The 21960-nt window shown below is 63.8% G+C and carries 14 protein-coding genes and 3 pseudogenes; 9 read left to right on the top strand and 8 right to left on the bottom strand.

The window, feature by feature from the left end; all coding sequences use genetic code 11:
• Window positions 1-100 precede the first annotated feature (100 nt).
• Window positions 101-2193: pseudogene (locus G3436_RS14420) on the top strand (TonB-dependent receptor family protein).
• A 5-nt stretch (window positions 2194-2198) separates the two neighbouring features.
• Here the strand turns inward: G3436_RS14420 and G3436_RS14415 are convergent.
• A complete protein-coding gene (locus tag G3436_RS14415) occupies window positions 2199-3260 on the bottom strand; it encodes an AI-2E family transporter (RefSeq protein WP_163946074.1) in 1062 nt (353 codons plus the stop codon).
• A gap of 120 nt (window positions 3261-3380) precedes the next feature.
• Here G3436_RS14415 and trhP point away from each other — a divergent pair, with 120 nt between their 5' ends.
• Window positions 3381-4700: a prephenate-dependent tRNA uridine(34) hydroxylase TrhP gene (gene trhP / locus G3436_RS14410; protein WP_163946071.1), complete on the top strand. Its 1320-nt coding sequence runs from the start codon at window positions 3381-3383 to the stop codon at window positions 4698-4700.
• An 86-nt stretch (window positions 4701-4786) separates the two neighbouring features.
• Here the strand turns inward: trhP and pvdQ are convergent, their stop codons facing one another.
• A complete protein-coding gene (gene pvdQ / locus G3436_RS14405; RefSeq protein WP_338001258.1) occupies window positions 4787-7108 on the bottom strand; it encodes a bifunctional acylase PvdQ in 2322 nt (773 codons plus the stop codon).
• A 209-nt stretch (window positions 7109-7317) separates the two neighbouring features.
• On the opposite strand from pvdQ, the gene G3436_RS14400 reads away from it, so the two are divergent.
• Window positions 7318-7704, top strand: coding sequence for a fe2+ zn2+ uptake regulation protein (locus G3436_RS14400; protein ID WP_163946065.1), 387 nt, complete (start codon window positions 7318-7320; stop codon window positions 7702-7704).
• Between the two features lie 40 nt (window positions 7705-7744).
• Here G3436_RS14400 and G3436_RS14395 read toward each other — a convergent pair whose 3' ends face one another.
• The gene (locus G3436_RS14395) at window positions 7745-7933 is read right to left on the bottom strand and encodes a hypothetical protein (RefSeq protein ID WP_163946062.1); all 189 of its coding nucleotides are present in this window, start codon (window positions 7931-7933) and stop codon (window positions 7745-7747) included.
• A gap of 483 nt (window positions 7934-8416) precedes the next feature.
• Here G3436_RS14395 and G3436_RS14390 point away from each other — a divergent pair, with 483 nt between their 5' ends.
• Window positions 8417-8800, top strand: a complete 384-nt coding sequence (locus tag G3436_RS14390) for a Mor transcription activator family protein (protein WP_163946077.1) — start codon at window positions 8417-8419, stop codon at window positions 8798-8800.
• 42 nt (window positions 8801-8842) lie between these two features.
• On the opposite strand, the pseudogene G3436_RS14385 reads toward G3436_RS14390, so the two are convergent.
• The 3 genes and pseudogenes from G3436_RS14385 to G3436_RS14375 all read right to left on the bottom strand — a co-directional run bounded on the left by G3436_RS14385 (window position 8843) and on the right by G3436_RS14375 (window position 14969).
• Window positions 8843-12516: pseudogene (locus G3436_RS14385) on the bottom strand (translocation/assembly module TamB domain-containing protein).
• Window positions 12513-14252 carry an autotransporter assembly complex protein TamA gene (locus G3436_RS14380; RefSeq protein WP_163946059.1) on the bottom strand — a complete coding sequence of 580 codons (1740 nt, stop codon included), beginning with the start codon at window positions 14250-14252 and terminating at the stop codon, window positions 12513-12515. The pseudogene G3436_RS14385 and the gene G3436_RS14380 overlap by 4 nt, the downstream one beginning before the upstream one ends.
• Before the next feature lie 66 nt (window positions 14253-14318).
• Window positions 14319-14969, bottom strand: a complete 651-nt coding sequence (locus tag G3436_RS14375; RefSeq protein WP_163946055.1) for a GNAT family N-acetyltransferase — start codon at window positions 14967-14969, stop codon at window positions 14319-14321.
• A 197-nt stretch (window positions 14970-15166) separates the two neighbouring features.
• Between G3436_RS14375 and G3436_RS14370 the strand changes: the two genes are divergently transcribed.
• Together G3436_RS14370 and xthA are read left to right on the top strand one after the other, a co-directional pair.
• Complete coding sequence (locus G3436_RS14370; RefSeq protein ID WP_163946051.1) at window positions 15167-15472, top strand: hypothetical protein; 306 nt, start codon at window positions 15167-15169, stop codon at window positions 15470-15472.
• A 53-nt stretch (window positions 15473-15525) separates the two neighbouring features.
• Entirely contained in the window at window positions 15526-16338 is an 813-nt protein-coding gene (gene xthA, locus G3436_RS14365) for an exodeoxyribonuclease III (protein WP_163946050.1), read from the top strand.
• A gap of 62 nt (window positions 16339-16400) precedes the next feature.
• Here xthA and G3436_RS14360 read toward each other — a convergent pair whose 3' ends face one another.
• Window positions 16401-16946, bottom strand: a complete 546-nt coding sequence (locus tag G3436_RS14360) for a hypothetical protein (RefSeq protein WP_163946047.1) — start codon at window positions 16944-16946, stop codon at window positions 16401-16403.
• Window positions 16947-17122: 176 nt separating this feature from the next.
• Here G3436_RS14360 and G3436_RS14355 point away from each other — a divergent pair, with 176 nt between their 5' ends.
• Together G3436_RS14355 and G3436_RS14350 are read left to right on the top strand one after the other, a co-directional pair.
• Entirely contained in the window at window positions 17123-18433 is a 1311-nt protein-coding gene (locus G3436_RS14355) for a substrate-binding domain-containing protein (protein WP_163946046.1), read from the top strand.
• A gap of 161 nt (window positions 18434-18594) precedes the next feature.
• On the top strand, window positions 18595-19593 hold the full coding sequence (locus tag G3436_RS14350; protein ID WP_163946045.1) for a TerC family protein: 999 nt from the start codon (window positions 18595-18597) through the stop codon (window positions 19591-19593).
• 30 nt (window positions 19594-19623) lie between these two features.
• Here the strand turns inward: G3436_RS14350 and G3436_RS14345 are convergent.
• A pseudogene (locus G3436_RS14345) lies at window positions 19624-20852 on the bottom strand (acyl-CoA dehydrogenase).
• A 139-nt stretch (window positions 20853-20991) separates the two neighbouring features.
• Here G3436_RS14345 and G3436_RS14340 point away from each other — a divergent pair.
• Window positions 20992-21918, top strand: coding sequence for a LysR family transcriptional regulator (locus G3436_RS14340; RefSeq protein WP_163946043.1), 927 nt, complete (start codon window positions 20992-20994; stop codon window positions 21916-21918).
• Window positions 21919-21960 lie beyond the last annotated feature (42 nt).

Here is a 21960-nt window from a genome sequence, read left to right as displayed (position 1 = left end):
AAAAGCGACGTTGCATGGCTGATCGCTACAGATCATTCACTGTGCTTCGTCTGATACTTGCAACGTCAGATACCCGCCCAACCGTCCCGGAACCCAATCGATGCGCCCCACCCTGCCCCGCTCCTCGCTCGCAATCCTGATCGCCTGCGCCGCCACCGCCCAGGCCAACCCTAGCCTCGAACTCGGCCAGGTACTGATTCAGGGCCAGGAACAGAGCGAACTGCAGGCCGCGCAAGAACACCTGCAGCAGGTTCCCGGCGCCACCAACCTGATCGACATGCAACGCGTCGAACAAGGCCGCGTCGCCAGCAATCAGGACGTCCTCGCCTACCAACCCGGCGTGTTCGCCCAATCCGCCGGCAACGACGGCATCAAACTGTCGGTTCGCGGCTCAGGCCTGAACCGTGCCCCAGGTGCCCACGGCTCCGGTGTCTATACAATGTTCGACGGCCTGCCCCTGACCGGCCCCGGCGGCACACCCTATGAGCTGTTCGAGCCGCTATGGCTGAGCCGCGCTGAAGTGCTGCGCGGCGCCAACGGTTTCGACCGCGGATCCCTGGCCCTGGGCGGCGCAATCAACTACGTGACCCACACCGGCCATGACGCGGCGCCCTTGCAGGTGCGCATCGAGGCCGGTAGCCGTGGCTACGGCAAACGCCAGGTCAGCTCCGGCCAGGTGCTGGGCGACCTGGACTACTACGTTGCCCTCACCGACTCGGAATACGACGGCTACCAGGACCACAGCAGCGGCAGCAGCAAAGGCATCGCCGCCAACGTCGGCTACCGCTTCAACCCGAACCTGGAAACCCGCTTCTACCTGCGCTACCGCGAAACCGAAAACCAACTGGCCGGGCGCGTGACCAAAGACCAGATCGAGCATCGCCCACGTTCAGCCAACCCGCTGTACCTGAGCCGCGATGCCAGCCGCCCGCAACCGGGCAGCACCTGGCTGGCCAACAAGACCACGTTCTACCTGGATGACGACTCACGCCTGGAAACCGGGCTGGTCTACCACGACTACCCGATGGACCTGCGTGAGGGCACCAAGCGCCTGAAGGTGGCCTACACCGATGTCAGCGGCACCCTCAATTACCTGCGCCGCGACACCCTGTTCGGGCACGAGAGCAAGACCAGCGTCGGCTGGCGTACGACCAAGCATCTGCCCAACACGGGGGCCTCGGAGTTCGTCCGGGTAGAAACCAACCCTGCCCAGCCGATCGGTACCAAGACCCGCGACTTCACCTACCAGGGCTCGGACAACGTCATCCATTTCAGCAATGAGCTGGAACTGCTGCCGGACCTGTGGCTGACCAGCGGCCTGGCGATGATCTACACCCGCCGTGAAAGTGCCGTGACTTACCCGGCCGCCGGCGGCAAGGTCAGCCAGCATGACTGGGACTACGCTCCGCGTCTGGGCCTGCGTTACGACCTGAGCCCCGAGTTGCAGCTGTACGGCAACCTCAGCCGCTCGGTCGAGCCCGCCCACCCCTGGGCCCTGATCTGGAGCTCGCCGGCAGTCAACGGCGTGCAGACCCAACCGATCGAGCTGCATAACCAGACCGCCACGACACTGGAGCTGGGCGCCCGTGGCGACTCGGCGCTCGGACGCTGGGACCTGGCCTGGTACTACTCGGCCGTTCGTCACGAACTGCTCAGTGTCGAACTGCAGGCTGCAGGCGCCACCACCTCATCGGTAGTCGGCGAAGCCAACGCCAGCCCCACCGTGCACCAGGGCATCGAAGCCGGCCTCGACAGCCTGCTCTGGGAGCGCGGTGGCGTGGGCAGGCTGTCCCTGCGTCAGGCTTACACCTTCAGCGACTTCCACTACCGCGATGACGCCGCCTTCGGCGACAACCGCCTGCCGGGCGTCCCGATGCACTTCTATCAGGCCGAAGTGCGCTTCGACCACCCAAGCGGCTTCTACGCCGGGCTCAACACCCAGATGGCCTCGAAGGTACAGGTCGACTACGCCAACTCGTACCAGGCGACCCGTATGCCTTGCTCGGCGCGACCCTAGGCTACGCCTCAGCCAGGCAGGACTGGCAAACCTGGCTCGACCTGCGCAACCTCACCAACCAGCGTTACGCGGCCACGGTGACACCCGGCTACGACGACCGTGGCCAGGACATCGCACGCTCTACCCCAGGCGAAGGTTTCGGGGCCTATGTGGGCCTGTCGTATAGGTGGAGGTAAGGCGCTCAAGGCAGTTGCACCTGGGGCTTGGTGGAGACGAAAATTCCCCAGCTGGACATGAACAGCGCGGCAATCAATGGCCCGATGACAAAGCCGTTGAGGCCGAACACCGCCAGCCCGCCAAGGGTCGAGATAAGGATCAGGTAATCAGGCATGCGCGTGTCCTTGCCCACCAGGATCGGGCGCAGCACGTTGTCGACCAGGCCGATCACCAACACCCCGAATGCCGTCAGCACCACGCCCTGCCAGATCGCCCCGCTAAGCAGGAAGTACGCGGCCACCGGGCCCCAGACGATGCCGGCGCCAACCGCCGGCAGCAGCGACAGAAATGCCATCAGCACTGCCCACACCAGCGCGCTGGGGATATCCAGCACCCAGAAGATCAGCCCGCCCAGCGCACCCTGGGTAACCGCCACGACCAGGTTGCCCTTGACCGTGGCGCGCACCACACGGTTGAACTTCAGTTGCAGCCGACGCTTCTGGTGCTCGGCCAGCGGCACTGCGGTACGGATCTTGCGCACCAGATCCGCGCCATCACGCAGGAAGAAGAACAGCAGGTAAAGCATGATGCCGAAGCTGACCACGAACTCGAAAGTGCCCTGGCCAAAGCTGAACGCTTGAGTGGCGAAGAACTGGCTGCCCTGCATGGCGCCCTTGGCGATCTTGTCGCGCAGGCCCTCCAGGTCACCCATGCCCAGACGCTCCAGGCCGTTCTGGGCAAACGCCGGCAACATGTCCTTGAAACGCTCGATGTAGCTGGCGATGTCCAGTTGGCCGCTTTCGATGTTCTTGTACAGCGTGGCGCCCTCCTGCACCAACAGCGTACTGATGATGATGACCGGCAGAATCGCGATCAGCAGACACACCAGCAGCGTGATGCCAGCGGCCAGGTTGCGGCGCCAATCCAGGCGCACCAGCAGGCGCCGTTGCAGGGGCGCGAACACGATCCCGAGAATCACCGCCCAGAATACCGCGCCGTAGTAAGGCAATAGAATCCAGATGAAGGCCAGGGTCACCAGGACCAGCAGTAACATCAGGGCTTTTTGCTGCAATGCCGTTTCGCTCATATCCGCTCCTTTGCGCTCTGAACATTAGTGCGCTGCACACTGCAGAAAGTGCCCTTGCCACAGATCAATAAAATCGCCGACGCGCGCGCGTAGCATCCGCGTTTTTGTCGCGACCTTCACATGACCTCCCTCGCCAGACCTGAACTGCTCGCCCCTGCCGGTACCCTGAAGAACATGCGCTACGCCTTCGCCTATGGCGCCGACGCGGTGTACGCCGGCCAACCGCGCTACAGCCTGCGGGTGCGCAACAACGAATTCGACCACGCCAACCTGGCGCTGGGCATCCAGGAAGCTCAGGCCCAGGGCAAGCGCTTTTATGTCGTGGTCAACATTGCGCCGCACAATGCCAAGCTCAAGACCTTCCTCAAGGACCTGGCACCCGTGATCGCCATGGGCCCAGACGCGTTGATCATGTCCGACCCCGGCCTGATCATGCTGGTGCGCCAGCACTTTTCGGCCATGCCGATCCACCTGTCGGTGCAGGCCAACACGGTGAACTGGGCCAGCGTGGCGTTCTGGCAGGCGCAAGGTATCGGCCGGGTGATCCTGTCGCGCGAACTGTCGCTGGAAGAGATCGAGGAGATCCGCCAGCGGGTACCGGCCATGGAACTTGAAGTGTTCGTGCACGGTGCCCTGTGCATGGCCTATTCGGGCCGCTGCCTGCTGTCGGGTTACCTGAACCGGCGCGATGCCAACCAGGGCAGTTGCACCAATGCCTGCCGTTGGCAGTACAGCGCTACCCCCGCGCAAGAGAACGAGACCGGCGATATCGTGCGCCAGGTGGAACCGACCCTGGGCCTGGGCGCGCCGACCGAGCAGGTGTTCGTGCTGCAGGAAGCCAATCGGCCAGGCGAAGACATGCCGGCGTTCGAAGACGAGCATGGCACCTACATCATGAATGCCAAGGACCTGCGCGCCGTGCAGCATGTGGAACGCCTGACGCGCATGGGCGTGCACTCGCTGAAGATCGAAGGCCGTACCAAATCGCACTTCTATTGCGCACGCACCACCCAGGCCTACCGCCAGGCCATAGATGACGCAGTGGCCGGACGCGAGTTCGACCGCTCACTGATGCTCGACCTGGAGTCGCTGGCCCAACGCGGCTACACCGAGGGCTTTCTGCGCCGGCACGTACATGACGAGTACCAGAACTACGAGCGCGGCAATTCGGTCTCCGAGCGTCAGCAGTTCGTCGGTGAGCTGACCGGGGAACGGCTCAATGGCCTGGCCGAGGTCAAGGTCAAGAACCGCTTCGGGCTGGGCGATCATCTGGAACTGATGACCCCGCGCGGCAACTATCACTTCGACCTGCACCAGTTGCGTGATCGCCAGGGCAATCCGATCGAACTGGCGCCGGGGGACGGGCATACGGTGTACCTGCCGATTCCGGAGCAAGTTGAGTTGAGTTTTGGCTTGCTGCTGCGGGATGTGAATCCGTAGCGGCCTCTTCACCGGCAAGGCCGACGCCTACAGACAACGCAGTATTTACCTGTAGACGCCGGCCTTGTCGGCGCAGGATGCGCAGGTCAGCGCCCGGTATCGGCCACTGCGCCGACATCCGCCTCACGAATCACCTGCACCCGATACTGCGGATCAGCCTTGATCTGCGCCTCGGTGAACGGGATCGTGTGCCACTGCTTGGCCGAGAACGCGCGGGTCTGGTCGCTGGCATGCAGCGAGCCGGCTTCACTGGACTGGGAAAATGCCAGCAGCCCCTGGGCATGCGGCCCCTTGTCATCGAAGCTGACCAGTTGCAGGTAGCTGGTGCCGCTGACCACATGACGCTTGCCGCCTTCGCCCGCCACGCTCTGCATGGCGTTGTAGACCCCCAGGTCGGCAGGGCCACCATGGATGGGCGTGCCATCGAACGCCTGCTGTATCTGCCCCCACCGACTGTCGGCCTTCAGCCCGGCCTGTGCGACCTGCGCCGCCGATGCCAGGGCCGCTTCACGTACTGCCGTGGCCACTGCCTTGCGCTCCACCGCTACCCCACGCGGGGTATGCTGGGGGTCGGCTGGGTCGAACGGCACTCGCCAGAATGCCCCGTGCTCCTGCAACCCCTGCACAATGTTATGGAAGTGCACCAGGCCAATTCCGCTGTCCAGGTTGGCCTTGCGATCCCACGCGGCGAGGCTGCTGCACACGTCGCCAAGCACGGCCTCACCGGCCACACCCTTGCACCACTGCAGCAGGTCGGGCAGTGCCAGCTCGGCCAGGTACACCTGATCGTCCATGACCATGCCTTGCAGATCCTGTGCACTGATCTTGCCAGGCTGGGCCAACCGCTGCAGGGCGAAGCGGCTGCGCGGCCCCAACGGCTGGTCTTCGCGGCTGACCAGCGGCGAGTAGCCACGCAGGGGCTGCGCCGGGTTCACCATCCACGCCGAATCGTTGGAGTGCTGGACGAAATCGCTGCGGCTCAGGCTCGGCTGCAACTGCGCCGGGAAGATGCCCGGCTGCGCTGCGCGCGCATCGGTCCTCCAGTTGCAGGCACTGCGCGAACCGTCGAGCACGATCATTTCAAGGCCTGCCGCCGGGTCGCTGCACTGCGCCAGCAACGCCGCGTCCACATAGGGCACCACCGACTGGTTCAGGTACAGCGCCTGCCCCTTGGCATCCACCGCCACGGTGTTGACCCACGGGATGCCGTGTACCTGTTGCACCGACTGCTGCAGGACCTGCAGGCTGTCGGCCTGGTTCATGCTGTACCACTGCTGCAGCACCCGGGTGTTCTGCAAGTTGGCATCGCGCAGGCTGAACGCGACCTGCCCTGTCCAGTCCAGGCGGCCGGGCCACTGCACCACCGGGCCGAACACCGAACCATAGACGTCGCGGCTCACCTCCTGCTGCTTGCCATCCTCGCCCTTGACCGAGACCTTGACCTGCTCACGGGTCATGGCCACGGACGTGCCATCGAGCAGGTAGCGGGTCGGGTCGTTGGGGTCGAGCTGCAAACGGTGCAAGGTGAAATGCTTCGAGGAATCCACCGTATGGGTCCAGGCCAGGTGCTGGTTGAAGCCGATATTGATCATCGGCAGGCCGGGCAAGGCCGCTCCCATCACGTCCAGCTTGCCGGGAATGCTCAGTTGCATCTGGTAGAAGCGCATGCCGCCCACCCACGGAAAGTGCGGGTTGGCCAGCAGCATGCCCCGCCCGCTGACCGAGCGCTCATACCCGATGGCCACTGCGTTGCTGCCGCGCTGCAACGCAAAATTGGCCTGGCGCGCCTGCACCCGGCCGAAATCTGTTGCCGCTACCTGCCCAGTCGCCGTAGGCGCAGTGGCACCCGCCACAGCTTCGGCAAACTGGCCCACGCCACCTTCGACCAGCAAGCGGCGGGTCAGCTTGATCAGGTCCTGCGCGGTGATCGGGCGCAGCCACTCGGCCTGCTGGCATTCGCCAGGCAGACCCTGCGCCGTGCGTTCGGCGAGCGCGCGGTTGTAGCCCAGTGCATAGCCTTCGAGGCGTTCGCGAATCGCAGCAGGTTGTGCCTGCCAATAGGCCGATACCGCCACCGGGGTGTTGAGCCAGCTGAAGAACACGTCGCTGCTGAGGTTGTCGCGCTGCTCCAGGGTCTGCGCCTGCGCCCCGAAAAACCGCGAGCGCTCGCCATTGACCGTCAGCACTTCATTGGCCAGCAGGCACAGGTTGTCCTGGGCGTAGGCATAGCCGATACCGTAACCCAGGCCGCGGTCGTCCTTGGCCACGATGTGTGGCACGCCAAAGCTGGTGCGCCGTATCTCTGCCTGGGCTTCGCCCGGCGAGGCCACACGGGCCTGGGACGAAAGGCTCGCTGCAATCAGCAGCGCAGCCACACATAACTTGGGGATCGGGCGAATGGCAGGCACGCGGGCTCCGGCAGTATCAGGGTGAAAAGTCATCCTGAATGAACGAAGTCGGCGCAGAAAATTTACCGCTTTGGTTGTGCTCGTCCGTCTCTATGTACACAGAGAAAATATTTTTTTGCCCGGAAGATGCAGATTTGGCGCGCTCGTTCGTCTTATAGAGTGTGAGCGTAATACGCAAACTGGACAGGCTCTGGAAAGGGAGTTTTCACATGTACAACCAGCAACAGCCAATGACCCCGGTACGCTTCAGGCGCAAAGCCCCTGTGTCGCTGCCGGAAAAGACCGATGCACCGGACACGGATCGCGCCGGCAACGAACACATCCGCGAACTGCTCAAGGCCTTCGGCCTGCGCACCAGCCTGATCCGCCTGAAGGTCATCGATGCCCTGCACGTGGCCGCCCGGGACGGGCGCAGCATCGGTGTGCGCGGGGTACACAGCCAGCTCGAACAACTGGACATCCCGCTGTCGTTCCTGAGCGTGCGCGAGGTGCTCAAGCGCCTGTGCGTCGAGGGCGTGATCAGCATGGGCAGCGACAAGTGCTACAGCCTCAACCCCGAGGCCCGCGCAGTACTGGAACAACCCGTTCCACGTTGAGCGAACGGCCGGTTGATACCGGCCGCTGGCCCGCAGCAGGTCAGAGCTTGACCTTGCGCCGCATGATGCCGTTGATGATCACGGCACCGACTGCCACGCCAATGGCAATGTACTGGAACACCTTCTCGCTGATCACACCGGTGTTCTGCAGGTAGGACCCACCCAGCATGATCCCCAGCACCACCACGGCAACCAGGATCGAATATTTCAGGCGTTGAGCTTGAGTCATTGAAAAATCCTTACGACTACGGGTTTGACGGCCCGACTGTGGCCGGCCGCCATGATACAACGCAGTGCCTTGCAGGCGCATTTTTTCCCTGTTTTTCCCGACGACGATCGCTGCAACCATGGGCGCACGGGCGCCTGGCCCATTGCTGCCGGCCATCCCCCCTGCTTGCTCAAGGTTAGGCAGGTTGCGCCAGGCCCATCTGTTTTCCTTCACACGGTTCAAGGGCTGAAGAGAAAACCTGTCGAAGCATCCTACACAGACACCTCGTAACACCTACAGAACGCGTGGGATAAAGCCACCCCTTCTGACCGCCTTGCTACCTAGATCCTGCAGCGGCGGGTAACCGAGAATCGACCCAGCGCCACTGGCGGCACACGCATGCCGATCATTCGGATTGCGTTTGGGCTGGGCATGGATGCTCAGCACTCGACGCGTGCAAGACAGTGGTTTTTCTCGCACATTACCGCCTACAAGGAAGTCATCATGGAACTCTGTGACCTGAACCGGATTGACGTCGAGCAACTGCCACAATCGCTGCAGATGCTCATCGAGTGCATCGGGCTGGAACACGCCTACCGGCTGACCAGCATCTACGGTGGACGCCCCAAGTACATCCCCAAGCATCGTGAGCGCACCACGCTGGCCGAGATACTGCCGGCCCAGGCGCTGGATGCATTGATCAAGCGCTACGCTGGCATGGCCCTGGAAATCCCCAAGGCCGACCACTTCAACCGACAACTGCGCAATCAGCAGATCCAGCGCGAAAGCTCCGATGGCCAGTCGCGCAGCGTGCTGGCCGACAAGTACGGCCTGAGCCTGCGCCAGATTGGCAACATCCGCCGCCAGGAGGCATCGCCTTCACGCTGAGCCTGCCTGCCCGTGTGCCTCACCCCGGCGGTGAGGCCGGGTTCAGAAATCGCGTTTGTAGAAAATGTCCAACGAGCTGGCGATACCGCTGGCCGCTTCCAGATACACCCGCTTGCTGAGCAGATAACGCAGGGCAATGGTGTTGGCCGGCTCGAACACACCGACCCCGTAACGCAGGCTCAGGCGCTCGGTCAGGTTGCCACTGGCGACCACACTGGTACTGGCCCCGCTGCCTTGGGTGTCGAGCTGGAAGTCGTCAATCCCCAGGCTGGAAGCCAGGCTGCCGGTGATTCCGGCACTGCCCGCCAGCCCAGGCCCAACGCCGCCTGGGCCAGCATATTGTTGTCTTCACCGGTCGTCCCCAACGGACGCCCCAGCACCAGGTACGACAGGGCCTGCTCTTGACTCATTGCAGGCTCGGAGAACACCTGCGTGGTCGGTTGCTCGGCGCTACCGCTCAAGCGGATACCGGCAATCACATCGTCGGTCTTGCGAATTGCCTCGATATCCAGATACGGCTGGTCTATGGGCCCGGCAAACAGCAGGCGCGCACGGCGAATGGTCAGGCGTTGCCCATAGGCACGGTAGCGACCATCGGCCAGGCTCAGCTCGCCGCGGGTATCGAGGTTGTCGCCGATATGCACGCGCCCGAGCAGGTTGGCGGTCAGCCCGAAGCCACTGAAGGCCAGCTTGTCCTGGCCGACTTCGACATTGATGTCCATGGCCACGGCCATGGGAGCCTTGCCCTCTTCGGTCTGGTGCCCGACGATGACCGTATCGTCAGATACCTTCACCGTGGACGGCGGCAGTTCACGCACGGTGATCTCGCCCTTGGGCACCAGTACCTTGCCGGCCACGGCGAGCTTGTCGCCCGTCATGCGGATGGTGAGGTCAGGCGCCACTTCAAGTGCCGCGTAAGGTTCGACGTTCACCGGCAGGCGCTGGCCCTGCAGTTGCAGGTCCACCGACAGGGCCTGGGCCCAGCCGATCTGGCCGCTCAAACGACCCTGGCCGGCTTCGCCACTTTTCCAGTCACCGCTCAATTGCACCTGTTCACCGGCAATCTGCGCGCGCAGGTTGAGCTCATTGAGGCTGATCGGCAGCTCCGCCCCCGACACCTCGCCACTGCTCAGCACCAGGTTGCCATTGACCTGTGGCGCCAGCAGCGTGCCCGTGATCTGGCCACTACCATTGAGCTGCCCGGCCAGGCGCTCGACCATGGGCGCAAACGGCCGCGCCACCGCCAGGTCCAACCCGCTCAGGCGAAAATCCCCCGCCAGCGGCTTGTTGCGCGCCAGCGGATCGATGTGCGCCGCCAGGGTCAACTCCCCCAGCCGCCCGCCCACGAAGTCCAGGCGCATGTCCACGCGGCGCGGGGCCAGCGTGCTGCTCAGGCGCAACGCCTGGTAGGGAAAGTCCAGCCACTGGTCTTTTTCACGCACCCGCAGGGTGCCGCCGCTGGCATCCACCAGAATCGAGCCCTTGGGCCCACTGGCAGGCAAGTCGAGGTTGATGTCGGCATTGAGCTGGCCCTGCCAGGCGAAATCCTTGGGCAGCCACTGCGCCAGGCTCTGCAGCGGGAAGTGCTTGAGGTGATAGCGCAGCCTGGGCTCCGGCGCCAGGCGCTGGTCGTCACCACACAGGCTGGCCGGTCCGGAACGCCAGCAATGCGCACCGAAATCCACCTGGCCGTTGGCCAGACGTTGCAACGTGGCCGGCGCCTGCAAGCGCCAGTCCTGACCGCCGGCCTGAATCTGCCCGCTGGCCAGGCGGCCGCGCCAGTTACCCTTGTCAAGCAGGCCGTCCAGGCCCAGGTCGAGCTTGAGTTGCGGGCCGTTGAGCGCCAGTTGCAACTGTTGCTGGCGGATATCGCCCTGGCCCTTGACGGTAAGCGTACCCAGTTCGGTGTCGCCCAGGCGAATGGCCGTGGCCTGCAGATCGACCTGCGCGCGCTGGGCGGCATCGAGCGTGGCCTGCAGGCTCAAACGCTGCACGCGGTTCTCGGCCTGGGCCAGTTGCTGGCCCTGCAGGTTCAACTGGCCCTGGGGCGCCTTGAGCGTACCCGCCACGTCAAGGCGGCCCTTGAGCTGACCTTGCAATTGCGGCCACAGTTGACCGAGGCGCGGCAGGTTGAGATCCAACTGGCCCGCCAGACGCTGCTGCAGGCTGGCGCTGCCGATGATGCGATTGTCGCCCAACTGGATCTGCAGGGCACCCAGCGTCCAGTTTTCACCGGCACCGTCAGCCTTGGCCTGCAACACCGCGGGCTGGCCGCGCAGTCGCCCCTTGAGGTCCAGGTCGGCGTTCAGGCGCAGTTGCTCATGCTTCAGTTCGCCCTGGGTGCGCAGCGGCCCGGCCAGGGTGCCAGGCAACTCGGCCAGCCAATACGCAGGGTTGAGCGCGGACAGTTCCAACGCCGCGTCCCAGGCCACGCCATCGGCAAACTTCACCGCGACGCTGCCTGCCACCTTGCCCTGCCCTGCCTCCAGCGCCAATTGCGGCAGGCTCACCTGCCCCAGGTCGCCCTTGAACGGGCTGCTGACCTTGAACGCGCCGGCAGGGCCATCGAGATCGCCGTTGAACACCCCCTGATAGTTGCCATCGCGGTAACTGACCTTCGCGAGGAAACGCCGCAGCGTCACCTGCGGTGCCTGCTCCAGCGGGTACAGACGCAACCAGGGGAAGTCCAGCCAGTCGATGCTGGCATCGGCGCTCAGGCCGGCTTCCCAGTTGGCACTGGCCTGTAGCGTGACGCGCTGCTCGGGTGCAGCACTGAGGTCCAGCGCCGCCAGTTGCGCGCCCTTGGCATCGACCCGGCCGCGCAGGCTGAGACTGACCGGGCCCTGTTCAGCCGGCAGACGACCGGCCCCCACCAGTTGATAGCCTTTTTGCAGGTCGCCGTAGGCACTCAGTTCCAGCTGTTCGAACTGCAAGGTGTCGGGCAAGCCAGCGGAAGGCTTGAAGCCCTTGGCGCTCAAGCGCAACTGGGCAGGCAGATGCTCGGCCAGTGGCTGCAGCTGACCGACCAGTTGACCTTGCAGATAACCCGTACTGTCGGCGTGCAGGTCGAGGCTTTTTTGCAGGTCGCCTTCGATGCGCACGGCCAGTTGCCAGGCCTGACCATCCACTGCGGGCAACTGCACCTGCCCCTGCACCTGCAGCGGCCAGTCACCGACCGGTTGCAGCAGGCCTGTGAGGTTCAGGCTCAGATCCTCGCGCTGCAGGGTCAGGCTGTCGATCTTCAGGCCCTGGGCAGTCCAGTGTGCAGCCAGTTGCAACTGGCTCAGTTGCTCGCTGCCGTCCAGACGCAGGTGGCCGATGCGTACCTCGCCCAATTCGATAGCCAGTGGCAGCTCCAGGCCCGGCAACTGCAAGGGAGCGCTGTCGGGTGCGGGTTCGCTGGGCGCAAAATCCAGATTGACCTGCTCGGCGTTCAGTTGCTCGATGCACAGGGTCCGGCGCAACAGGCAACTGGGTGACCAGGCGAACACCGGTGCAAGCACCTCGACCCGATCCGCGCCTTGCTGCCACAGCAAACGATCGGCCCGCCACTGCGCCCCAAGCCGGCCCTCGAAGTTATCCAGTTGCAGGCCAGGCACCAGGCCCAGCACCCAACGGCTGCCCACCTGAGTGCTGAGCAGCATGCCAAGACCCAGCACCAGCAGCACCAGCAGCGACAACAGGCCAAGCCCTGTCCGTTTCAACACCTTGCTCACAGCTCTGGCCCCATGGAAAAGTGCAAACGTATGCCGCCGTCGTCATCCAGCGCCTTGGCCAGATCGAGGCGTAACGGGCCAACCGGCGAGACCCAGCGCACACCAACGCCGACACCGGTCTTCAGGCTGGGGATTTGGAGGCTGTTGAACGCGTTGCCCTGGTCGACAAAGGTCGCCACACGCCACTTTTCGGCGATCGAATACTGGTACTCGGCACTCCCCGCCACCAGGTAGCGCCCGCCGATCCGGTCACCCTCGGCATTCTTCGGCGACAGGGTCTGGTAGTCGTAGCCCCGCACGCTCTGATCGCCACCGGCAAAGAAGCGCAGCGATGGCGGCACCGACTTGTAGCCGTTGGTGGCGCTGCCACCAAACTGAACACGGCCCAGAAAGCGATGGTTCTGCCCCAGCGTGGTCAGGCCCTTGAGCAGGACGTTGCCGTGCAACAGGTTGGTGTCCGATAACAGCCCTTGCTTGGCGACCTGCGCATCGAACTGCAGGCGGTAGCCGTTATGCGGGTCGATCCGATTGTCGCTGCGCAGGTACGAATAGCTGACACCGGGCATCAGCAAGGTACTCAGGCCCGAGTCATCGCCCAGGCGGTACTCTTCGCGTTGCCATTTCAGCGACACCACGCGCTGCCAGCCACTGGGCAGCTTGCTGTGCCATTCGGGGCCGACCGTCAGCAGTTTGCTGAGGGTGTCGGTACCGGCAAGTTCCTCGTTCTGGTAGCCCCCGGCAAAGCGCAGCTTGTCGGTCAGCGGCGGGTCCAGCGGAATGTCGTACCACAGCCCGACGTTCTGGCGCGGCGCCGAGAGCTCGGTTTCAAGGCCATAGCTGTGGCCTTGCGGGTTGACCCAATGGCGCGTCCAGTTGGCCTTGCCACGTGGCCCCACGTCGGTCGAGAAGCCCAGGCCAAGGCCCATGGTGCGGGGCTTGCGGGTTTGCAGTTGCACATCCACCGGGATGTTCTGGGCCACCGCCGCCGTGGGGGCGGCATCCACCCGCACGCCCTCGAAGTAACCGCTCGACTGCAAGGCATTGTTGAGCTCGGCGATCAGTTCGGAGTCATATGGGGTGCCTTGCTTGAACGGCACCATGCGCTGCAGCAGGCTCTCGTCGAAGGGCGCATCGCCCTCGAACTTGACCTTGCCCAGCTGGTAGCGCGGGCCACTGTCGTAGACCAGTTCGATATCGGCCACACCGGCAGCAGGGTCTACCGCCAGGCGCTGGCGCAGGAAGCGGCCACTGAAAAAGCCGTAGCGCGCCGCCTGGTTCTGGATCAGGCGCTTGGCGTCTTCGTAGTTGCCGTGGTTGAGCACCTCGCCAGTACGCAGGGCACGGCTGTTGGGTATGCGAAACGCCTTCATCTCGCTGGCAGGCCCCTCGATGCGCACCGTCACCTCGCGCAGGCGCACGGGCTCACCGGGCGCGATGTCGAGCACCAGCCGCGGGCCTCTATCGGCCTTGGCCGGTGGTTTGACCTCGCTGTCGATCTGCGCCTGGTAATAGCCCAGGGCCTGCGCGGCTTTTCGGGCCTGCTCGACGGCGCCGCGGCTGAACCGCAACAGCGCTTCTTCATCGCGGTTGCTTAGGCTACCGATGTAGCCTTCGACATTGGCCTTGAGCTCGTTATTGGCGGGTTTGATGCGTACTACCAGTTCGCTTTGTGCGTACACCGCGCAACTGGCAACCCATAAAATCAACCCGCAGGTGAATCGTCCTGAATACGTCATAGGCGCGGATGCTACCAGAGCTTGGTGCAGGCTTGGAGCCTGGCGACGGTCCGATACACCACCGGCTCAGGCCTGCGCCTGGCGCAAACGCTGGGGGTTGGGATGAAAAAACACATGCTCTCGGATCGGTCCTACAGCAATTTCACCAATTTCCAGATAGCCCTGTCGCTTATAGAACGCCAGGTAATGCTCATTGCCGGTGTCCAGTACCACCCCTTCGGATTGCTCATCTTCGGCACACCAGTCATGCAGCGCCTGCAGCAGTTGTTCGCCGTAGTGATGGCCTTGAAACTGCGGATGAATGCCCAGTAGCGGCAGCACATGCACCGCATCGCCAGGGACGCAGGCCATCACCGCGGCCTGGTAATCCAGATAGCGCCGGGTGCAACGGAACCCGGTGCTGAGCAGCATGCGCATGCGCCATGCCCAGCTTTCGGTGATGCCCAGGCGGCGTTGCGGTGGTGCGATCAGGGCGATGCCGATCAGCCGGTCTTGCACCAGCAGGCCGAGCGCGGGCAAGTCCTGGAAAAAATGCTGGCGCACCAGTTCACGCACCGTGGCACGCACCCGATGCTCGTAGCCGGGGCGCTCGGCCTCGAACAGGTAGCGAAAGGTCGGCTCATGCCGGTAGGCCTGGTACAGCAACGAGCGCGCTTCACGGCTGTAGCCGCTGTCGAGCTGACGGACTTCGGCCGGTGCGGCTGGGGTTTTAGGCATGGTGACTCTCCTGGTGGGCATCATTGCCTCTGAGCCTCTGAGTGCTGCGCGGCCGCCAACGTTCCCTTTGACTATAGGCCAGGGTGCAGGGAACACCCGGCCGGCAGCCGGCCAGCAAAAACTTAATGAATCTTAATGATTCACGCACATAGCACGCTGCTATCAATGGCGCCTTTCACGCCTTGCAATGGAGCCTCATGAAAAACGTGCCGACCCGGTCTTGGTTCATCAAGATCAATTATGCGCATTCGGGCATGAACTTCCTGTGCATGAGCCCGACGATCTTTATCATGCTGTTCCTGCAACCGGGCCCAAACATCCTGGTCACCGTTGTTGTGTACATGCTGACGCTGGCAGGATGTGGGGCGCTGTACTTTCTCGTCGTCCAGCCCGGCAACCCCAGGCTGCGCACGACGCTGCGCTACGCAGGCCTGTTGGTGGGCCAGATTGGGTTCTGGTACGCGCTGATTTCGTTCAACGCGCTAACCGACGTGCCGTGCTGACACACTGCCCGCCATCAGCTAGCATTCCCGATTTGCTCAGGATTGCGCCCTCCATGAAGATCGTCTCGTTCAACATCAACGGCCTGCGCGCCCGCCCCCATCAACTGGCTGCGCTGATCGAAAAGCACCAGCCAGACGTGATCGGCCTGCAGGAAACCAAGGTGTCCGACGAGCAGTTCCCGTTGGCCGACGTGCAAGCGCTGGGGTACCACGTGCACTTTCACGGGCAGAAGGGCCACTACGGCGTCGCGCTGCTGTCGCGCCAGGCACCGCTGAGCCTGGTCAAGGGCTTCAGTACCGATGAAGAGGACGCCCAGCGGCGCTTCATCTGGGGCACCTTTGCCGATGACCACGGCAACCCGATCACCATCATGAACGGCTACTTTCCACAAGGCGAAAGCCGCGACCACCCCACCAAGTTTCCGGCCAAGCAGCGTTTCTACGAAGACCTGCAGGCCCTGCTCGAAACCCAGTTCAACAACGACCAGCCGCTGCTGGTGATGGGCGATGTGAACATCTCGCCTGAAGACTGCGACATCGGCATCGGCCCCGACAACGCCAAGCGTTGGCTCAAGACCGGCAAGTGCAGCTTCCTGCCTGAGGAACGCGAGTGGATGGCACGCCTGAAAAACTGGGGCCTGACCGACAGCTTCCGCTACCTGCACCCGGAGGTGGCAGACCGTTTCAGCTGGTTCGACTACCGCAGCCGCGGCTTCGAGGACGAGCCCAAGCGTGGCCTGCGCATCGACCTGATCATGGCCTCGCAGGGGCTGTTGCCGCGCATCAAGGCGGCGGGCGTGGACTATGACTTGCGCGCGATGGAAAAGCCGTCCGACCACGCGCCGATCTGGCTGGAACTGAGCTGACGACCCCGATATGTCAGGCCTCGGTGGTGCGGCAACAGGCTCAATGGTGCAATTGGCAGCACCTAGCGCAACCGCATCGAACTGATCGCGGTCTTGTCTGCATCGCGGTACTGCTCTGCACTCATGTCTTCCAGGTTGTCGAGCAGGCGTTCGTAGTGCTCCACCGACCGACACGCCAGTGACTCCCTGATGCTCGGCCCAGGGCTTTGTGGATCATCTTGCTTGCGCTGGTCCTTCAAGCTGTCACAGCGCTGCTCGCTTTGCTCGAGCAGCGCCTTGGCCTCTTCGAGGTGCCTGGCCTGCGCCTTCTGCGCCTGCTCCAGCGCGGCCTCGTGCTGCTGCTCGCGAATGTCCTCGGCCATCTCGACGATGTCGTCGGCGTCCTTGCCATGCAGCGCCTTGGCCAGGCTGGCACGGTCCAGGCCATATTTGCCCTGCACCACCGCCAGGGCCTGCTGGTACTCGACACGCTCCTCGAACGCGACCTCATGCCCCACCAGCCCGGTACTGTCGGCAAACTGCACCTCGCTGGAACCGTCGATCTCGCGACTGCATCCCAGGCACAACGCGATGGTCGACGCCATCACCACCCCACTGAACATGTGCACGACAAACCCTCCCCGCAAAGGATGATCACGCGTCGAGATCCCTTCGCCACACCTCTGAATGAGCGTATCTCACGCTGGCAAATCCACCACCCCGGCAGCGCCCACGGCCGTCATCGTTTGGTCATCAACCTGTCTTAATCTGCGCCCACTTCCTCAACCCAGGAGCACACCCCGGCATGTTCCGCCCCCTTTGTCTGTTGCTCGGCCTGCTGCCCACGCTGTGCGCCGCCGAACCGATCAGCCTGCGCCTGCAAGGCTCCAACACCGTGGGCAGTGTGCTGGGCCCGGCGCTGGTGCGCGGCCTGCTGCAGGCCAAAGGTGCACAGGCCCTGCAGACCTTGCCCGGGGCACAGCCCAACGAGGTCTGGGTACAGGGCGTCACGCCGCAGGGACAGACGCTGCGGGTGAGCATCGCCGCGCATGGCTCCAGCACCGGCTTTGCGGCCCTCAAAAGCGGCGATGCCGACCTCGCTGCCACCTCACGCCCGATCAAGGACAGTGAACAGCAAGCACTGAGCGCCCTGGGCAACCTGAAAAGCGCCGAAGCCGAGCAGGTGATCGCCCTGGATGGGGTGGCGGTCATCGTGCACCCGGACAACCCGCTGCCACAGTTGAGCACCACACAACTGGCGCAGATCTTCGCCGGCACCCTCACCACCTGGGACGAACTGGGCGCAGGCAGCGGGCCGATTCACCTGTACGCCCGCGACGATCGCTCCGGTACCTTCGACACCTTCAAGACGTTGGTGCTGGACGCCCATCAGTTGCCCCTGGCCAGCAGCGCCCGGCGTTTCGAGTCGGGCGAGCAACTGGTCGATGAAGTCGGTGCCGACCGCCAGGCCATCGGCTTCAGCAGCCTGGCCTCGGTGCACGCAGCCAAGGTGCTGGCCATCGTCGACGGCGCTTCCCAGGCCATGCTGCCCACCCCCGCGCTGGTGGCCAGCGAAGACTACCCGCTGTCGCGCCGCCTGTACCTGTACGTGCCGCCAGGCCAACGCAACCCGCTGGCGCGGGCGCTGGTCGAGTTTGCGCAAAGTGCGCAGGGCCAGGCGATTGTCGCCAGCAGCGGTTTTGTCGCGCAGCAGGTTCGCCCCGTGCAGGTACAGGCGCTGCCGGGCATGCCGGCGGCGTATCGCCAACTGGTCGGCAATGCGCAACGCCTGACCGTGAATTTTCGCTTCCAAGAAGGCAGCGCCAGCCTGGACAACAAGGCGCTGCGGGACGTGCAACGGCTGCTGGGCTACCTGCGCGAGCACCAGAAGCTGGAACGCAAGGTGGTGCTGGTGGGGTTTGGCGATGCCAAGGACGACCCGGCACGCGCCGCCTTGTTGTCACGCCTGCGCGCCATGGCGGTACGCCGCGAACTGGTGCGCGCCGGCGTGACGCTGCGCGACGTCACCGGCCTGGGCGGGCAGATGCCGGTGGCCGCCAACACTGCCGAAGAAGGCCGGATCAGAAATCGTCGGGTCGAGGTATGGGTCTACTGAAGCCCATGCTGCATGAGACAACAATTGTTACAGCCTTCAACGCCATGCCGCCTTGCCGGCGACTAGTCTTGGCAAAGTGACACCGGGCCCCTCTGACGGCTGAGCGCCGCCATGTCGGAGTCACAGTTGTTTCACACAACTACGACGACAAGGAGGGGCTCATGAGCGCTCTGCCGTTATTTCTCTTCGACGATTTTCTGGGTACGGCCGTCTGGCTGTGGCTGGTCTTCATCACACTAGTTGTGGCCCTGCTGGCCTTCGACCTGGGCGTACTGCATCGACGCCCGCACGACATCGAAATGCGCGAGAGCCTGCTGCTGTATGCGGCCTACTTCAGCGTGGGCCTGTTGTTCGGCGCCTGGGTGTGGCTGGAATTGGGGACACAAAGCGCGCTGGAGTTCTACACCGGCCTGCTGGTGGAACAATCGCTGTCGATGGACAACGTGTTCGTCATGGCCATGATCTTCGGCTTTTTCGGCATTCCGCGTCGCTACCAGCACCGTGTGCTGTTCTGGGGCATTCTGGGCGTGGTGGTACTGCGCGCGCTGATGATCGGGCTGGGCAGCGCACTGGTGCAGGCGTTCGACTGGATCCTCTACGTGTTCGGGGCGTTTCTGCTGTTTACCGGGGTCAAGATGCTGTTTGCCCGCCACGAGGCACATCCGGACCTGGCGGGCAATCCGGTGATCAGGTTCGTGCGTCGGCACATGCGCGTGACCGATGAGCTGCACGGTTCGCGTTTTTTTGTGCGGATCAAGGCGGCCGGGCAGCACACCGCTGTGCTGTATGCCACGCCGCTGTTTCTGGCACTGGTGCTGATCGAACTGGCCGACCTAGTGTTTGCGGTGGACAGCGTGCCGGCGATCCTGGCCATTACCCAGGACCCGTTCATCGTATACACCTCGAACATCTTCGCGATCCTGGGCCTGCGCGCGCTGTACTTCGCACTGGCTGCCCTGGTGCACCGGTTTGTCTATCTGAAGTACGCGCTGGCGCTGGTGCTGATTTTCATCGGCGGGAAGATCTTCCTGCATGGCCTGATCGGCAAGATACCGCCGGTGGTATCGCTGGGCGTGACCTTCGGGTTGCTGGCCGGTGGCGTGCTGTTGTCGCTGTTCAAGACACGAACGCTCAGCGAACAGATCAAACGCGAACAGTAGGCGCGCGGAGGGTATCAGCGCGCCACCGGATCATTGCCCGCTACGCAACGCCTCCCGGGGTACGTACTTGCCCACCTCGTACTTGCCGATCGCGGCCCGGTGCACCTCGTCCGGCCCGTCGGCCAGGCGCAAGGTACGCTGCATGGCATACATGTAGGCCAGCGGGAAATCAGCCGAAACCCCCGCCCCGCCATGCAGTTGGATCGCCCGATCGATCACCCTCAATGCCACGTTGGGCGCCACCACCTTGATCTGCGCAATTTCGCTGCGGGCCACCTTGTTGCCGACGGTGTCCATCATGTAAGCCGCCTTGAGCGTCAACAGCCGGGCCATGTCGATCTCCATCCGCGAGTCGGCGATCTTGTCGATATTGCCGCCCAGGCGCGCCAGCGGCTGCCGAACGCTGTACGTTCCACCGAGCGCCTGCACATCAGCTCCAGTGCGCGCTCGGCCATGCCGATCGAGCGCATGCAGTGGTGGATACGGCCCGGCCCCAGGCGCCCCTGGGCAATTTCGAAGCCACGCCCCTCGCCCAGCAGCACGTTGTCATAAGGCACCCGCACGTTCTCGAACAGCACCTCGGCGTGACCATGCGGGGCGTCGTCGTAACCGAACACCGGCAGCGGGCGCACAATCTTCACCCCTGGGGTGTCGGTGGGCACCAGGATCATCGAGTGCTGCTGGTGACGCGGGCCGTGCGGGTTGCTCAGGCCCATGAAGATCATGATCTTGCAGCGCGGGTCACACGCGCCGGAGGTCCACCACTTGCGACCGTTGATCACCCATTCGTCGCCATCGCGCACCGCCTGCGCCGCCATATTGGTGGCATCGGACGAAGCCACGTCGGGCTCGGTCATGGCGAACGCCGAGCGGATATCACCACGCAGCAGCGGCTCCAGCCATTGGCGTTTTTGCGCCTCGCTGGCATAGCGCACCAGCACTTCCATGTTGCCGGTATCGGGGGCCGAACAGTTGAACGGCTCGGGGCCCAGCAGCGAGCGCCCCATGATTTCGGCCAATGGCGCGTATTCGAGGTTGCTCAGGCCCGCGCCCTGCGCCGAATCCGGCAGGAACAGGTTCCACAGCCCTTCGGCCTTGGCCCTGGCCTTGAGCTCTTCCATGATCGCCGTCGGCTGCCAGCGGTCACCTTCGGCAACCTGACGCTCGAACACCGCCTCGGCGGGATACACGTAGGCGTCCATGAACGCGGTAACACGTTCGCGCAGCGCCTGGACCTTGGGTGAATAGGCGAAATCCATGGGGCAGTACCTTCATCGGAAAAGGGATCTGGGATCGATGCTAGATCACCGGCCAAAATCCACCTAGCCTATTCTCGGCGTGTATAAACATTCATAACCCATATATGATTCGCCCATAACACCTACAAGAGCGGCGCCCATGAACCTGAGCAAGGTCGACCTGAATCTGTTCATCGTTTTCGATGCGATCTACACCGAAGCCAACCTGACCCGCGCCGGGCAGATCGTCGGTATCACCCAGCCGGCGGTTTCCAATGCACTGGCGCGCCTGCGTGAAACCTTCAATGACCCGCTGTTCGTACGTACCGCCCAGGGCATGGTACCCACGCCCATGGCGCAGAACATCATTGGCCCGGTGCGCAATGCCCTGTCGCTGCTGCGCGTGTCAGTGCAGGAAAGCCGTATCTTCAATCCACTGCAGGCGAACAAGACCTTTCGCATCAGCATGACCGACCTCACTGAGGCAGTGGTGCTGCCGCCGCTGTTCCAGCGCCTGCGCCGCCTGGCGCCGGCGGTGGTGATCGAAAGCTTCCTGTGCAAGCGCCGCGAGACCACCAAGGAGCTGGCCGCCGGGCGCCTGGACTTTGCCGTGGACGCACCGCTCAACACCGACCCGCAGGTGCGCCACGTCAAGCTCATGCAGGACGCCTATGTCTGTGCGTTGCGCCAGGGCCACCCCATGGCCAAGCACAGCATCAGCCTGGACGAGTACCTGAGCCTGACCCATATCCATATCTCCAGCCGACGCAACGGGCTGGGCTATGTCGACCTGGCGCTGGGCAAGCAGGGGCTCAAACGCAAGATCGCCCTACGCTCGCAGCATTACCTGATGGCCTCGCAGGTGCTGCAGCAGACCGACATGGTGATGACCGTGCCGGAACGCTTTGCGCGGCGCCACCAGCTCAATTTCGTGAGCCTGCCGGTGGGCGACGTGCCGCCGCTGGAAACCCACCTGTACTGGCATGAAAGCACCGACCAGGACCCGGCCAACCGCTGGATGCGCGAACAGATGATCGAGCTGTGCCAGGCGGTGGTGGCACAGGACGAGCGTGACGCCCGCGGTTGAGGCCGCGATGGTCCTGCCTACTGGCGCTGCGTTACGTTTCAA

Origin of the sequence: Pseudomonas brassicae, assembly GCF_010671725.1 — a bacterium.
Lineage (GTDB): Bacteria > Pseudomonadota > Gammaproteobacteria > Pseudomonadales > Pseudomonadaceae > Aquipseudomonas > Aquipseudomonas brassicae.
This window is presented reverse-complemented; position numbering and strand designations above follow the sequence as displayed.

Bases quoted from the DNA above. Each gene is read 5' to 3' on its own strand.
- G3436_RS14415 (WP_163946074.1), bottom strand. From the start codon at position 3,260: ATGAGCGAAACGGCATTGCAGCAAAAAGCCCTGATGTTACTGCTGGTC.
- trhP (WP_163946071.1), top strand. From the start codon at position 3,381: ATGACCTCCCTCGCCAGACCTGAACTGCTCGCCCCTGCCGGTACCCTG.
- G3436_RS14400 (WP_163946065.1), top strand. From the start codon at position 7,318: ATGTACAACCAGCAACAGCCAATGACCCCGGTACGCTTCAGGCGCAAA.
- G3436_RS14395 (WP_163946062.1), bottom strand. From the start codon at position 7,933: ATGACTCAAGCTCAACGCCTGAAATATTCGATCCTGGTTGCCGTGGTG.
- G3436_RS14390 (WP_163946077.1), top strand. From the start codon at position 8,417: ATGGAACTCTGTGACCTGAACCGGATTGACGTCGAGCAACTGCCACAA.
- G3436_RS14380 (WP_163946059.1), bottom strand. From the start codon at position 14,252: ATGACGTATTCAGGACGATTCACCTGCGGGTTGATTTTATGGGTTGCC.
- G3436_RS14375 (WP_163946055.1), bottom strand. From the start codon at position 14,969: ATGCCTAAAACCCCAGCCGCACCGGCCGAAGTCCGTCAGCTCGACAGC.
- G3436_RS14370 (WP_163946051.1), top strand. From the start codon at position 15,167: ATGAAAAACGTGCCGACCCGGTCTTGGTTCATCAAGATCAATTATGCG.
- xthA (WP_163946050.1), top strand. From the start codon at position 15,526: ATGAAGATCGTCTCGTTCAACATCAACGGCCTGCGCGCCCGCCCCCAT.
- G3436_RS14355 (WP_163946046.1), top strand. From the start codon at position 17,123: ATGTTCCGCCCCCTTTGTCTGTTGCTCGGCCTGCTGCCCACGCTGTGC.
- G3436_RS14350 (WP_163946045.1), top strand. From the start codon at position 18,595: ATGAGCGCTCTGCCGTTATTTCTCTTCGACGATTTTCTGGGTACGGCC.
- G3436_RS14340 (WP_163946043.1), top strand. From the start codon at position 20,992: ATGAACCTGAGCAAGGTCGACCTGAATCTGTTCATCGTTTTCGATGCG.